The following is a 13095-nucleotide window of genomic DNA, read 5'->3' as shown; positions in this document are numbered from 1 at the left end:
TTATGAACGACAACGCTGACCAGCAGCACTTCGCAGAGGCCTCCCCCGGCTACGCGGCCGGCCGGCTGGCCGGGGCGCTCACCACCGCGACCACGCACCCCGACCCCGACACCCGCCGCCGGGCCGCGGAACGGGGCCGCTCCTGGCGGGCCCTCCTGGCCGGCATGGCGAACGGACGCCTGGCGATCGGCTCCCGCACGCCCGTGTCCGGGCTCCCGGCGTGGGTGACCCTCCAGGTCCTGCGCGGCGGCTTCGCCACCGGCGAGCCCAGCGCCGGGGGACCGCTGACGGAGTACGAGGCCGAGGCCGCGCGCCTGGCAGGGGTACCGCGCGAGCGGCAGGCCCTGTTCGCGTACTGGCTGACCGAGGACGGGCTGGTCCGGCTGGGCGAGCTGCTGGACAGCGGGCGGTACGAGATCACGGTCCCGGAGGAGGCCGCCCTGCTCACCGTGGCCTGGCTGGCCCGCACCGGGGAGACCGACGCGGCGATCGAGCTCGTCGAGGAACTGGCCCCCTTCGCCGGACGGCTGCGGTTCACCCCGCGTCCCTCCACCCGCCCGGCGCCCTCGCCCGGTGCCGTGCACCGGCGCACCGTCGCCGAGGCCGGCGAGACCCTGGCCCGGCGCCGGCCGAGCCGGGCGGTGGAGACCCAGCGGGAGGCGCTGACCGTCTGGCAGCCCTTCGGCGACGCGCTCCTCACGCACTGGCTGGAGACGGCCGACGCCGACGCAGCCGTCCGCGTCCCGGCCCGCGACACCGCGGCCGGCTGGTACGAACGGGGTTCCCTACTGCTGCTCCGCTACCGGGACCTCGCCGAGCGGCACACGTACTGCACCAAGCACCTCGACCCGAAGCAGAACCTGGCGATCCTGCGGGGCGTGCTGGAGGAGGCCGTCGCCGGGCGGACGCCGGACGCGCGTCGGCTCGGGCTGCTGCGGCACGCCGTCACCGCGATGGTGCGACGGCGCGGTGTGCCCGGTTCCGCCCCGCACACCGCGCTGCGCCGCGAGCAGGCCGTCCAGGCCGCGCTCCCCTCCCACCACGCGCTGGCCCAGCTGGTGCTGCGCCGGCTCGCGGAGCTGGACCAGGGGGCGGGCGTGGCCGAGGTCGAGCCGCTGCTGGTGCCGGTGGGCGAGGGGGAGGCGCGGGCGACCGGCCTGCCCGTCGGCGCGGCGGTCCCGGCCGCCGTCCGCCGGCCCGTCGAAGCCGCGCTGAGCGCGCCGCTGGGCACGCTGGTGGAGCGCGGTGTGGTGCCGTCGGCGGAGGTGCTGGCCGAGCTGGTCCCCCAGCTCGTCGCCGCGAGCACCGCCCAGGCCCACCCGGACCCGGCCCTGCGCACCCTGGCGGCCGCCCATCACCGGGCGTTCGCCGACCGCCGTTCGCTGCTGCTGCTCAACTTCCAGCGGCAGGTGCGGATGGAGGAGCTGCCCTGGGTGCGGGCGGTGGCCGGACAGCGGTCCACCGACACGGCACGGGAGGTGTCGGCCGGGGCGCTGCGGCAGCTGGGTGAGCTGGCCGTGCAGGCGTTCCCCGGCACGATCCTGCCCAACCCGCTGGTGCGCGAGCTGTCCGTCCTCGCCCGTGCGGCGGACCTCGACGTGCCGCTGGTCGAGGAGCTGGCCACCGACATCTTCATGGGCTCGTTCACCCCGAAGTTCCTCGTCGCGGCCCGGATCGCGGCGGAACTCCTGGGCGGCGGCTCGCTGTACGAGCGCTACTACGCCGTCGACTACGGGGCCGTCCGCGAGCTGGCGGACGCCGAGGCGCGGCCGGGGTCGGGGCCGCGCACCTCACCGGGGTTCGCGGCACTGTGCGCGGAGCGGGCCGGTGCCCCCTCGTCCCGGTACGGCTTCGGGTCACCGGCCGCGAACGGCACCGTGGTCGAGCAGGCGCAGATCCTCACCACGCACAACCTGGCCACTCTGGTCCACCGGGTCGGCATCGCCCCGGCCCCCGGCTGGGAGGACCTGGCGCGCCGCTGCTTCACCACGGTGTGCCTGCTGACCGCCCGGGTGCAGGGCAACGCGCGGCCGCTGGGCACGATCAAGGACGCGGCCTACGCCTGGCGGCAGATGGTGTTCCACCTCTCCCTGTGCTCCGCGCGGGAGCGGAAGGACACCCTGCGGTGGCTCACCGAGGAGGCCGGGCGCCACCCCGCGCATGTCGGCGCCCGTCTGGCTCCAGCGCTGACCGGCCTGCGCCAGGTGGACGAGGGGGGAGCGGCGGACGACGGGGAGGGCCGACGGCTGCTGGGCTGGACGACCGGAAAGCACTGGCTCCGCCCGGACCCGAGAGTGTCCGGCTGACCTGCGGCCCGCTCTCCGTCCGGTCCCGGGTACGTCGTCCGGCCGGTCAGCCGGTGGCCGACCGCAAGGAGCCGCGCCCCCGTTTCCGGGTGCGCGGCTCCTTGCGGGCCCAGGGCGCTTCCGCCCTGGGGTGGTACCGGTGGCTCAGGCCCAGGTGATCAGCCGCTTCGGCTGTTCCAGGATCGCCGCCACGTCGGCCAGCACCTTGGAGCCCAGCTCTCCGTCGACCAGGCGGTGGTCGAAGCTCAGGGCCAGGGTGGTGACCTGGCGGGGCTTCACCTTGCCCTTGTGGACCCACGGCTGGAGCCGGATCGCGCCGATGGCGAGGATCGCGGACTCGCCGGGGTTGAGGATCGGTGTGCCGGTGTCGACGCCGAAGACGCCGACGTTGGTGATGGTGACCGTGCCGCCCTGCATCGCGGCGGGGGACGTCTTGCCCTCCCGTGCCGTCGCCACCAGCTCGCCGAGCGACTGGGCCAGCTCCGGCAGCGTCTTCGCGTGCGCGTCCTTGATGTTCGGCACGATCAGCCCGCGCGGGGTGGCCGCGGCGATGCCCAGGTTGACGTAGTGCTTCTGGACGATCTCCTGCGCCGCCTGGTCCCAGGAGGCGTTGATCTCCGGGTTGCGGCGGATGGCGACCAGCAGGGCCTTGGCGATCAGCAGCAGCGGGTTGACCCGCAGTCCCTGCATGTCCTTGTCCTGCTTCAGCTCCTCGACGAGCTTCAGCGTGCGGGTGACGTCGACCGTCACGAACTCCGTGACGTGCGGCGCCGTGAAGGCCGAGCCGACCATCGCCGCCGCGGTCGCCTTGCGGACGCCCTTGACGGGGACACGCGTCTCGCGGGCCGTGTCGTACGGGACGGCCGGCGCCGGAGCTGCCGCCGCGGGGACGGGCTCCGGGGCGCTGACCGGCGCGGGCGCGGGCGCCTGCGCGGGGGCCGCGGCCGCGTGGACGTCGTCACGGGTGATGATGCCGTCCGGGCCGGTCGGGGTGACCGTCGTCAGGTCGACGCCCAGGTCCTTGGCCAGCTTGCGCACCGGCGGCTTGGCCAGCGGTCGCTCCTGTACGGCCGGGGCGCTCCCGTGGCCGTTCAGCTCCGCCTGGACGGCGGCCGTCGCGGGCTCCTGGGCGGGGATCTGCGTGCCCTTGCGGGGGCGGCGCTTGGTGGAGGAGGCGGCCACGCCGTATCCCACGAGCACCGGCTGGCGGCCGGAGCCCACGGACTTCGGTTCCTCCGCCTGCGGTTCCGCGGGCTTCTCCACGGGGGCCGGGGCCGGCGGCTCGGCGCCGCCGGACACGTCCACCGCGATGATCGCCATGCCCACGTCCACCGTGGTGCCCTCGGGGAAGTGCAGCGAGCGGACCACACCGTCGTAGGGGATGGGCAGCTCGACGGCGGCCTTGGCCGTCTCGACCTCGCACACCACCTGGCCGTCGGTCACCGTGTCGCCGGGCTGGACGTACCACTTGAGGATCTCGGCCTCGGTGAGGCCCTCGCCCACGTCGGGCATCTTGAACTCGCGTACGGACGCTTCCGTCATCGTCGTCACGACCCTCTCCTCAGTACGCCAGGGCGCGGTCGACGGTGTCGAGTACCCGGTCCAGGCCCGGCAGGTACTCCTCCTCCAGGCGCGCCGGCGGGTACGGGGCGTGGTAGCCGCCGACCCGGAGCACCGGGGCCTCCAGGTGGTAGAAGCAGCGCTCCGTGATGCGGGCGGCGATCTCCGCGCCCGAGCCGAAGAACACCGGCGCCTCGTGGACGACGACCAGCCGGCGGGTCTTCTCGACGGACGTCTGGATCGTGTCGAAGTCCAGCGGGGAGACCGAGCGCAGGTCCAGCACCTCGAGGTTCTTGCCCTCCTCGGCGGCCGCGGCGGCGGCCTCCAGGCAGAGCTTCACCATCGGGCCGTAGGCGGCGAGGGTCAGGTCGGTGCCCTCGCGGACGACCTGGGCCTTGTGCAGCGGGCCGGGGATGGCCTCGGTGTTGACCTCGCCCTTGTCCCAGTAGCGCCGCTTGGGCTCGAAGAAGATCACCGGGTCGTCGCTCTGGATGGCCTGCTGCATCATCCAGTACGCGTCGGACGCGTTGGACGGGGAGACGACCTTCAGGCCCGACACGTGGGCGAACAGGGCTTCCGGGGACTCGGAGTGGTGCTCGACCGCGCCGATGCCGCCGCCGTAGGGGATGCGGACGACGATCGGCATCTTGACCTTGCCCAGCGAGCGCGCGTGCATCTTCGCGAGCTGCGTGACGATCTGGTCGTACGCGGGGAAGACGAAGCCGTCGAACTGGATCTCCACCACCGGGCGGTAGCCGCGCAGGGCGAGGCCGATGGCGGTGCCGACGATGCCGGACTCGGCGAGCGGGGTGTCGATGACCCGGCTCTCGCCGAAGTCCTTCTGCAGCCCGTCCGTCACACGGAAGACGCCGCCGAGCTTGCCGACGTCCTCACCCATGATCAGGACCTTGGGGTCGGACTCCAGGGCGCGGCGCAGCGATTCGTTGATCGCCTTGGCCAGTGCCATGTTCTTGGACGTCACGGTCTCCGCCATCTCAGTTGCCCCCCTCTTCGTCGGCGAACGACGCCTGGTAGGCGGCGAACTGGGCCCGCTCCTCGTCGACGAGCGCGTGCCCGTCCGCGTAGACGTTCTCGAAGATGGCGAAGTGGTCCGGGTCCGGCATGGCACGGACCGCTTCGCGCACTCGCCTGCCCAACGCCTCGCTCTCGGTCTCGAGTTCCTCGAAGAATCGCTCGTCCGTGTGGTTCGAGGCCTCCAGGAACCGGCGCAGGCGCAGGATCGGGTCCTTCGCCTCCCAGGCGAGTCGCTCCTCGTCGCCCCGGTAGCGGGTGGGGTCGTCGGAGGTGGTGTGGGCGCCCATGCGGTACGTGAACGCCTCGACGAGGGTCGGGCCCTCACCGCTGCGGGCTCGCTCCAGCGCCCACTTGGTGACCGCGAGGCAGGCCAGGACGTCGTTGCCGTCGACCCGGACGCCCGGGAAGCCGTAGCCCTGCGCGCGCTGGTAGAGCGGCACGCGGGTCTGCTTCTCGGTCGGCTCGGAGATCGCCCACTGGTTGTTCTGGCAGAAGAACACCACGGGCGCGTTGTAGACCGCGGAGAAGGTGAAGGACTCCGCGACGTCGCCCTGGCTGCTCGCGCCGTCGCCGAAGTAGGCGATCACCGCGCTGTCCGCGCCGTCCTTGGCGACGCCCATCGCGTAGCCGGTGGCGTGCAGGGTCTGCGAGCCGATGACGATCGTGTACAGGTGGAAGTTGTTCCCGTTCGGGTCCCAGCCTCCGTTGTTCACGCCGCGGAACATGCCGAGCAGGTTGGTGGGGTCGACCCCGCGGCACCAGGCGACACCGTGCTCGCGGTAGGTCGGGAAGACGTAGTCGTCGTCGCGCAGTGCACGGCCGGAGCCGATCTGTGCGGCCTCCTGGCCCAGCAGCGACGCCCACAGGCCCAGCTCGCCCTGACGCTGGAGGGACGTGGCCTCGGCGTCGAAGCGGCGGGTGAGCACCATGTCGCGGTACAGGCCGCGGAGGTCTTCGGGGGTGACGCCGGCGACGTACTTGTCGTACTCGGCGTTCTTGACGCGTTCGCCCTCGGGCGTCAGCAGCTGTACGAGCTCCGGTTCGGTGCCCGGCGTCGTCGCGGTCGTCCGCTTGCCGGCCGTGCTCTTGGTACCGGCGCTGCGTCGCGGCTTGCGCGCGGCAGTGCTCTCCACGGTCACGTGTGCTCCTCCGTCGGTCCGGCTACCCGGGTTCGCCGGGGGGCCTGGGGGTCCCCCCAGCTCCGTTCAGGAGCCTGGGGGAGGCTCACCTGCACCCCCACCGACGCACAGGGTGGGTGCGGCCCGGTCGGGAGCAGGCGTGACAGGTGCCCCGGCGAGCGCCCTGCAACAGGCACGTTACCCAGTGCTCCACATTTCTGTGAAACCCCTCCTGACCTGCGTTTTTGCTTGGATTTCCAAGTAAATCGCGAAATCAGGAACTCTTCCTGGTCACAGCCTTGCAGGGGGCCGGAACAACGGCACGTTATATCGGTGACCCAGGTCACGGGAAGAGTCGACATGACCATGAACCGGCGAAGGCGGACCCCTACCGGTCGGTAGTGATCGCCGCGCGCACGCGGAAGCGGCGACGAGCGCGGGCCGCACGACCACGGGTGACGGAGGGCGATCAGTCGTGATCAGATATTGACTCTCCGTGACAACTCCCAGCTCACGAGCGGGTTCGGTGCCCTAGCATCGGGCGCGTGCCGCGCTCCTGTGTACCACCCCCACTTCCCCACGCGCCCCCTCTGGGCGCCCTGCTCCGCCGGTACGCCGCCGGCGCCCCGCTCGCCTGCGAACCGGTCGACCAGGGACTGCTGAACCGCGGCTACCGGCTGCGCACCACCCAGGGCCGCTACTTCCTCAAGCAGCATGTCGACCCGGACACCGCCGACCCGGCCTCGATCGCCCGCCAGCACCGTGCCACCCAGCGCCTGGCCGGCCTGGGCGTCCCGGTCGCGCCCCCGCTCCCGGGCCGCGACGGCCGCACCGTCGCCGTCGTCGGCGGCCACACCTACGCCCTCCACCCCTGGATCGACGGCCGCCACCGCAACGGCGCCCAGCTCACCCCGGCCCTGTGCGGCCGTCTGGGCGCCCTGCTCGGCCTGGTGCACGCGAGCCTGGAGCGGGTGATGCCGGCCCACGGGGAACGGCCCTCCGAGGCGCACGAGCGGGAGCGCACCACCCCCGACGCTCCGAGCGCCCCCACCTCGCCCGCTCCCGGCACCCCGCCCACCCACGCCACCGCGACCCCCCGGATTCCGCCCGTCCACGCCACCACGGTCCCCGACCCCGCCGACACCTTCGCCCTCATCGACGACCTCCTCGCGCGCGTCCGCCGGCACCGCCCGGCCGACTCCTTCGACGAGCTGGCCCGCCACCGCCTCCTGGAGCGCCGCACGCTGCTGGAACGGCACGCGGACCGACGGCCCCCGCACGGCGACCGGGTCGGGTGGGTGCACGGCGACTTCCACCCCTTCAACCTGCTCTACCAGGGGGACGCGCCCGTCGCGATCGTCGACTGGGACCGGCTCGGCGTCCGGCCCCGCGCGGAGGAGGCCGTCCGCGCCGCCGCGATCTTCTTCGTCCGGCCCGACGGCACCCTCGACCTGCCGAAGACGAGGGCGTACGCGCGCGCGTACCGGCGTACGGCCGGGGCGGCCCCCTCGGAGCTGGCCGCGGCCGTGCACCGCGTGTGGTGGGAGCGCCTCAACGACTTCTGGATGCTGCGCTGGCACTACGAGCGCGGCGACACCCGCGCGGACGACCAGTTCCCGGCCGCGTCGGCCCTGGCCGTCTGGTGGACCCGCGAATACGCCGCGGTGTGCGGAGCGTTCGCGGACTGACCCGGGCACCCCCGGAAACGACCACGCGCGCGTGGAGCCCTGTTCCGGGCCCCCGCGCGCGTGGTCGTGGAGTGGTCGTCCGCCGGGTCAGCCGCCGAGTCCGGCACCCAGGCTGGTGCTGCCCTGGTCCGTGCCGGTCGACGTGCCCTCCGACGTGCCCTCGCTGCCGCCGTCCGTCCCCGGGTCGCTCGTCTCCGGGTCCGAGGGCTCCTCCGAGGGCTGCGGATCCGTCTCCTCTTCCGACGGCTCGCTGGTGGCCGGATCGGACGGCGTGTACGACGGCGTGTACGAAGGGCTGTACGACGGCGAGTAGTTCGAGCCGGAGTCCGAGCCCGTGCCGTCGTCCGAGGTGTCGTCGGAGCTGTCGTCCGAGGCCTCGTCGGTCGGCGTCTCGCTCTCGGTGTCGTCGCTCGCGGACTGCGAGGTGCTCGGCGACGGCGTCGTGTCGGCGTCGCCGCTGCCGCCCGTGTTCTGGTTGTTCAGCGCGAGCGCGACACCCGCGGCGATGGCGATCACCGCGAGCACGGCCAGGATCCACAGCTTGCCGCGGCCGCTGCCCCGGTTGCCGTGTCCCTCGAAGCCGCCGTCGTCGTTGTTGCCGTAGCCCGTCGGCAGGATCGGCTGCGGGATCTGCGAGGTGTGGGCGCCGTCGTGGTGCGGGAGCGCCGTCGTGCTCGCGAAACCGCCCGCCGCCCCGCGGCCGTCGTGCGCGGTGACCGGGCCGGTGTTCCAGGTGCCGGTGTGGGCGCCCTGGTCGTACAGCATCTGGAGGCCGTACTGGACGAGGCCGCGCATCTCCTCGGCCGTCTGGAACCGGTCGTCCGGGTCCTTGGCGAGGGAGCGCATGACGAGCCCGTCGAGCTCCGGCGGGCACACGCCCTGCGAGGTCTGCGACGGCGGCACCGGGATGTCCTGCACGTGCTGGTAGACCACCGACAGCGGGGTCTCGCCGGTGAACGGGGGGCGCAGCGCGAGGAGTTCGTAGAGCAGGCAGCCCGTCGCGTACAGGTCGGAGCGGTAGTCGACGGCCTTGCCGAGCGCCTGCTCCGGGGAGAGGTACTGCGGGGTGCCCATGACCATGCCGGTCTGCGTCATCGTGGTGGACGCGCCGTGCAGGGCGCGCGCGATACCGAAGTCCATCACCTTGACGGCGCCGTTGTGCGTGATGATCACGTTCGCGGGCTTGATGTCGCGGTGCACGATGCCGTGCTGGTGCGAGTAGGCGAGCGCCTCCAGCACCCCGGAGACGATGATCAGGGCCTGCTCGGGCCCCGGCGCGTCGGCGTTGAGGAGGAGGTCGCGGATCGTGCGGCCCTCGACGATCTCCATGACGATGTACGGCACGCTCTGGCCGCCCACGAAGTCCTCGCCGGAGTCGTACACGGCGACGATCGCATGGTGGTTGAGGCCGGCCACCGACTGGGCCTCGCGGGTGAAGCGGGCCTTGGACACCGGGTCCTCGGCGAGATCGGCACGCAGCAGCTTCACCGCGACGGTGCGGCCCAGACGTACGTCCTCGGCCGCGAACACCTCGGCCATGCCGCCCCTGCCGAGTCTGTGCGTCAGCCGGTACCGGCCGTCACCGACCAGTCCGCCGTTGCCCCAGTTCTCCGGCGCGTCCGACATACCGCCGCCAGTCGCCTCGGGGTCGGACGGGCCCTGGGCGCGCTGCTGCTGTGCCATCAGTCCTCGCCGTCGTTTCTGCCCGCGGTGCGCGGTGTTGTTACGGTCTCCGTCGGCCACGCTACAGCCTCCGCGCAAGCCGCCGGTCCGGGGCGAGCCCCTGACGAGCCCCCCTGCCGGCCCGAGACAGACCGGTCATCAAACCCGTACTCCCGGGCGGCGTGCAAATCCCGTGTACCGGCCGTACGGCACCTGTAACGCTTCCGCGACGCTTCTTTCTCGTAGGGTCACGGAACGGGCACCGAGCTTGACGTGTCAGTGCCCTGCGGCAGACTTGGCCGGGAATAGCACTTTCGATCAACGGCAGTCAACGGCAGCACGACAGTCAACGGCGCCTGAAGGCCTACGGGGGACGCAGAACATGAGCCAGGACGGCGCACAGGGCCGGTACGCGGGGCGGGCGCTGGCCGGCGGCCGCTATCAGCTGCGCGACTTGCTCGGCGAGGGCGGCATGGCCTCGGTCCACCTGGCGTACGACAGCGTGCTCGACCGGCAGGTCGCGATCAAGACACTCCACACCGAACTGGGCCGTGAGCAGGCGTTCCGCGAGCGTTTCCGCCGCGAGGCCCAGGCAGTGGCCAAGCTCACCCACACCAATATCGTCTCGGTCTTCGACACCGGTGAGGACGACCTCGGCGGTCTGACGACCCCGTACATCGTCATGGAGTACATCGAGGGCCGCCCGCTCGGCTCGGTGCTCGACGAGGACGTACGGCAGCAGGGCGCGATGCCCGCCGACAAGGCGCTGAAGATCACCGCGGATGTGCTGGCGGCGCTGGAGATCAGCCACGAAATGGGGCTGGTCCACCGCGACATCAAGCCCGGCAACGTGATGATGACCAAGCGCGGTGTGGTCAAGGTCATGGACTTCGGCATCGCCCGCGCGATGCAGTCCGGCGTCACCTCGATGACGCAGACCGGCATGGTCGTCGGCACCCCGCAGTACCTCTCCCCCGAGCAGGCCCTGGGCCGTGCCGTGGACGCCCGCTCCGACCTGTACTCGGTCGGCATCATGCTGTTCCAACTGGTCACCGGGCGGCTGCCGTTCGACGCGGACTCGCCGCTGGCGATCGCGTACGCCCATGTGCAGGAGGAGCCGGTCGCGCCCTCGTCCATCAACCGGGCGCTGCCGCCCGCGCTGGACGCGCTCGTCGCCCGCGCGCTGAAGAAGAACCCGAACGAGCGCTTCCCGACCGCCGAGTCCATGCGCGACGAGTGTCTGCGGGTGGCGGCCTCCTTCCAGGCGGCCCCGCCGAGCATCGTCCCGGGCGTGCCCACGCAGAGCGGTTCCGGCGTCGGCTCCGCCGTGTTCCCGCCGGTCGGCCAGGGCACCCCGCCGTCGATGGGCAACGTCCAGACGCCGTATCAGCCGGCCCCGAACCCGAACCCGTACGGCACGCCGGCCCCCGCCTCCTACGGCTATCCGCAGCAGGGCTACCAGACGCCCGCTCCGGCCTACGGCCACCAACAGGGCCCGCACACGCCTCCGGCGTACAACCTCAGCCCGCAGCCCCCGACCTCGGTTCCCTCGGGCGGCGGGCGTCAGGGCGGCAAGCAGATGATCGTCGGGTCCGCCATCGTCGCCGTGGTGGCGGTCGGCGCGCTCATCGGCAGCCTCGCGGTCAACGGCGACGATCCGGACGACAAGGGCGAGAACGTCGAGGTCACCGCCTCCGCGTCAGCATCGAAGGCGGCGGACTACCGCGGCCCCGACCCGTCCAAGACGATCGACCCGACCGAGTGCTCCGAGCCGTCCGAGTCGTACAACGACCCCGACAAGATCCGGATGCCGAACTTCAAGTTCAAGTACATCGACTCGGTCAAGGAGTGCTTCCAGGCCGCCGGCTGGCGGATCAGCATCAAGGAATACGACGAGAACACGTACGGCGAGGGCGCGGTCATGGACCAGTTCCCCTCCGCCGGTACGGACGTCGACCCGGACGACATGCCGGAGATCGAGCTGAGCGTGTCGACGGGCAACCCGGCGTCCTGACACCCGCGTCGGCCGGTCGGTCATGAGAAAGGGCCCCGCAGCAGTCGCTGCCGGGCCCTTCGTGGGCACAAGTACGGGCTAGAGGTACGGGCCGGCGGTACGGGCTAGAGGTACGGGCCTCCCGTGCGGCCGCCCGCGCGCGGGTCGTCGCCGCCCTCGTGGCTCACACCCGGCGGCAGCGCGCGGCGCATCTGCTCCAACTGGGCGCGCGCGGCCATCTGCTGGGCGAACAGCGTGGTCTGGATGCCGTGGAAGAGGCCCTCCAGCCAGCCGACCAACTGGGCCTGGGCGATCCGCAGTTCCGCGTCGCTCGGCGTGGAGTCCTCGTTGAACGGCAGGGAGAGCCGCTCCAGCTCCTCGACCAGCTCCGGTGCCAGGCCGTCCTCCAGCTCCTTCACCGAACTGGCGTGGATCTCCTTGAGCCGGGCCCGGCTCGCCTCGTCCAGGGGAGCCGCGCGCACCTCCTCCAGCAGCTGCTTGATCATGCTGCCGATCCGCATGACCTTCGCGGGCTGCTCGACCTGCTCCGTCACCGGAATCTCGCGGGAGTCCTCGTCGGCGTCGACGCCGCCGAGCGCCATACCGTCCTGGCCCACGACCAGGATCTTCTGGGCGGTCTCCGACGACCTATCGTTCCTCGGCATCTCCATACCGTCATTCTCTCGCACGCCCCCACCTCATCACCGTGGTGCCCCCTGCGCAGGGTGATCCACCGTTTCCGTTCGGCGCAGTCCGAGATGCAGGCATATGCCGCCGATGTGAGGCTTATGGCGTCTTCTCTGGGCGGCTGGACACCGGGAGGGGGTCACGGACGTGACTCCATGGCGGCGGGGATTGTGTGCGGTGGGAGTGATCGTCGCGGCGCCCTACGCCGGCGTTCCGTCGTACGGGGGCGCTTTGGCCTACGCGGCCGTGTCGACGTACGGCACGTCGTCCACGTACGGGTCCGGGTCGACGTACGGGTCGGGATCGACGCACGGGTCCGCTTCGACGCACGGGTCCGCTTCGACGCACGGGTCCGGATCGACACACCGGTCCGCGGCACCGCACAGGTCCGCGGCACCGCACAGGTCCGGATCGCAGCCCAGGTCCGGATCCACGCACTGGTCCGCGTCATCGGAAAGGCCCGCGCCGACGCACGGGTCCGGATCGACCTACAGGTCCCCATCGACGTACGGGTCCCCATCGACGTACGGGTCCCCATCGACGTACGGGTCCCCATCGCCGTACGGCAGCGGCTCTCCGTCGGGGAGACCGGGGTTCCCCTCCGCCTCGCCCTCCTCGGCATCGGCATCGGCCTCCTCCTCTCCCTCCCCCGACCGGGCCGGCAGCCGCGCGGGAGAGGGACGGGAGCGGCCGGGGCGGGCGGACGACGGCGACGAGGAGGAGAGCGGCCGGGACGACGGCGACGCGGCGGAGACGTACAACGACACCGAGACCGACACCCAGACCGACACGGACCCCGACGGCGGGACGGGCGGCCGGACGGACAGCGACGACGGGCCGCACGACGCCGCCGTCGCCCCCGCGACCTCCCCGCCGGCCCAGGAGGGGTTGGGGCAGGCGGCCGCACAGGGGGAGCGGGCCGAGGGGCCCGTGCTGCGGATCCTGCCGCTGGGCAGCGGACTGGTCCTCATCGGGCTCGGGATGGCCCTCGGCCTCGCCGCCCTGCGGCTGCGCCGCGGCTGACCGGACCGCCAGGTCGTGTCCGC

Annotated in this window: 11 protein-coding genes; 4 read left to right on the top strand and 7 right to left on the bottom strand. The window is 72.4% G+C overall.

The genetic code is table 11. The annotated features are described in order from the left end of the window. The first annotated feature begins 2 nt into the window (after window positions 1-2). Window positions 3-2306, top strand: coding sequence for a hypothetical protein (locus IE275_RS30205; protein WP_189714941.1), 2304 nt, complete (start codon window positions 3-5; stop codon window positions 2304-2306). Between the two features lie 144 nt (window positions 2307-2450). Here IE275_RS30205 and IE275_RS30200 read toward each other — a convergent pair whose 3' ends face one another. From IE275_RS30200 to pdhA, 3 genes are read right to left on the bottom strand one after another with little or no spacing between them, the layout of a single operon-like run. Next, window positions 2451-3857, bottom strand: coding sequence for a dihydrolipoamide acetyltransferase family protein (locus tag IE275_RS30200; RefSeq protein WP_189714939.1), 1407 nt, complete (start codon window positions 3855-3857; stop codon window positions 2451-2453). A 10-nt stretch (window positions 3858-3867) separates the two neighbouring features. Then, window positions 3868-4860, bottom strand: coding sequence for an alpha-ketoacid dehydrogenase subunit beta (locus IE275_RS30195; RefSeq protein ID WP_189714937.1), 993 nt, complete (start codon window positions 4858-4860; stop codon window positions 3868-3870). A 1-nt stretch (window position 4861) separates the two neighbouring features. Continuing rightward, window positions 4862-6040 carry a pyruvate dehydrogenase (acetyl-transferring) E1 component subunit alpha gene (gene pdhA / locus IE275_RS30190; protein WP_189714935.1) on the bottom strand — a complete coding sequence of 393 codons (1179 nt, stop codon included), beginning with the start codon at window positions 6038-6040 and terminating at the stop codon, window positions 4862-4864. Window positions 6041-6564: 524 nt separating this feature from the next. Here pdhA and IE275_RS30185 point away from each other — a divergent pair. Further along, complete coding sequence (locus IE275_RS30185; protein WP_189714932.1) at window positions 6565-7707, top strand: phosphotransferase; 1143 nt, start codon at window positions 6565-6567, stop codon at window positions 7705-7707. Between the two features lie 87 nt (window positions 7708-7794). Here IE275_RS30185 and IE275_RS30180 read toward each other — a convergent pair whose 3' ends face one another. Further along, a complete protein-coding gene (locus tag IE275_RS30180) occupies window positions 7795-9390 on the bottom strand; it encodes a protein kinase domain-containing protein (RefSeq protein ID WP_189714930.1) in 1596 nt (531 codons plus the stop codon). A 361-nt stretch (window positions 9391-9751) separates the two neighbouring features. On the opposite strand from IE275_RS30180, the gene IE275_RS30175 reads away from it, so the two are divergent. Further along, a complete protein-coding gene (locus IE275_RS30175) occupies window positions 9752-11383 on the top strand; it encodes a protein kinase domain-containing protein (protein WP_189714928.1) in 1632 nt (543 codons plus the stop codon). A gap of 104 nt (window positions 11384-11487) precedes the next feature. On the opposite strand, the gene IE275_RS30170 is transcribed toward IE275_RS30175, so the two are convergent. From IE275_RS30170 to IE275_RS30160, 3 genes are all read right to left on the bottom strand, one after another. After that, a complete protein-coding gene (locus IE275_RS30170; protein WP_189714926.1) occupies window positions 11488-12033 on the bottom strand; it encodes a bacterial proteasome activator family protein in 546 nt (181 codons plus the stop codon). Between the two features lie 252 nt (window positions 12034-12285). After that, window positions 12286-12483, bottom strand: a complete 198-nt coding sequence (locus tag IE275_RS30165) for a hypothetical protein (RefSeq protein ID WP_189714924.1) — start codon at window positions 12481-12483, stop codon at window positions 12286-12288. A 54-nt stretch (window positions 12484-12537) separates the two neighbouring features. Then, the gene (locus IE275_RS30160; protein ID WP_189714922.1) at window positions 12538-12840 is read right to left on the bottom strand and encodes a hypothetical protein; all 303 of its coding nucleotides are present in this window, start codon (window positions 12838-12840) and stop codon (window positions 12538-12540) included. A 97-nt stretch (window positions 12841-12937) separates the two neighbouring features. On the opposite strand from IE275_RS30160, the gene IE275_RS46880 reads away from it, so the two are divergent. After that, window positions 12938-13072, top strand: a complete 135-nt coding sequence (locus tag IE275_RS46880; protein ID WP_268255305.1) for a hypothetical protein — start codon at window positions 12938-12940, stop codon at window positions 13070-13072. Window positions 13073-13095 lie beyond the last annotated feature (23 nt).

It is taken from the genome of Streptomyces phaeofaciens (genome assembly GCF_014648915.1).
GTDB lineage: Bacteria > Actinomycetota > Actinomycetes > Streptomycetales > Streptomycetaceae > Streptomyces > Streptomyces phaeofaciens.
The sequence above is the reverse complement of the archived record's forward strand: the minus strand, read 5'-3'. Positions and strand labels throughout refer to the sequence as shown.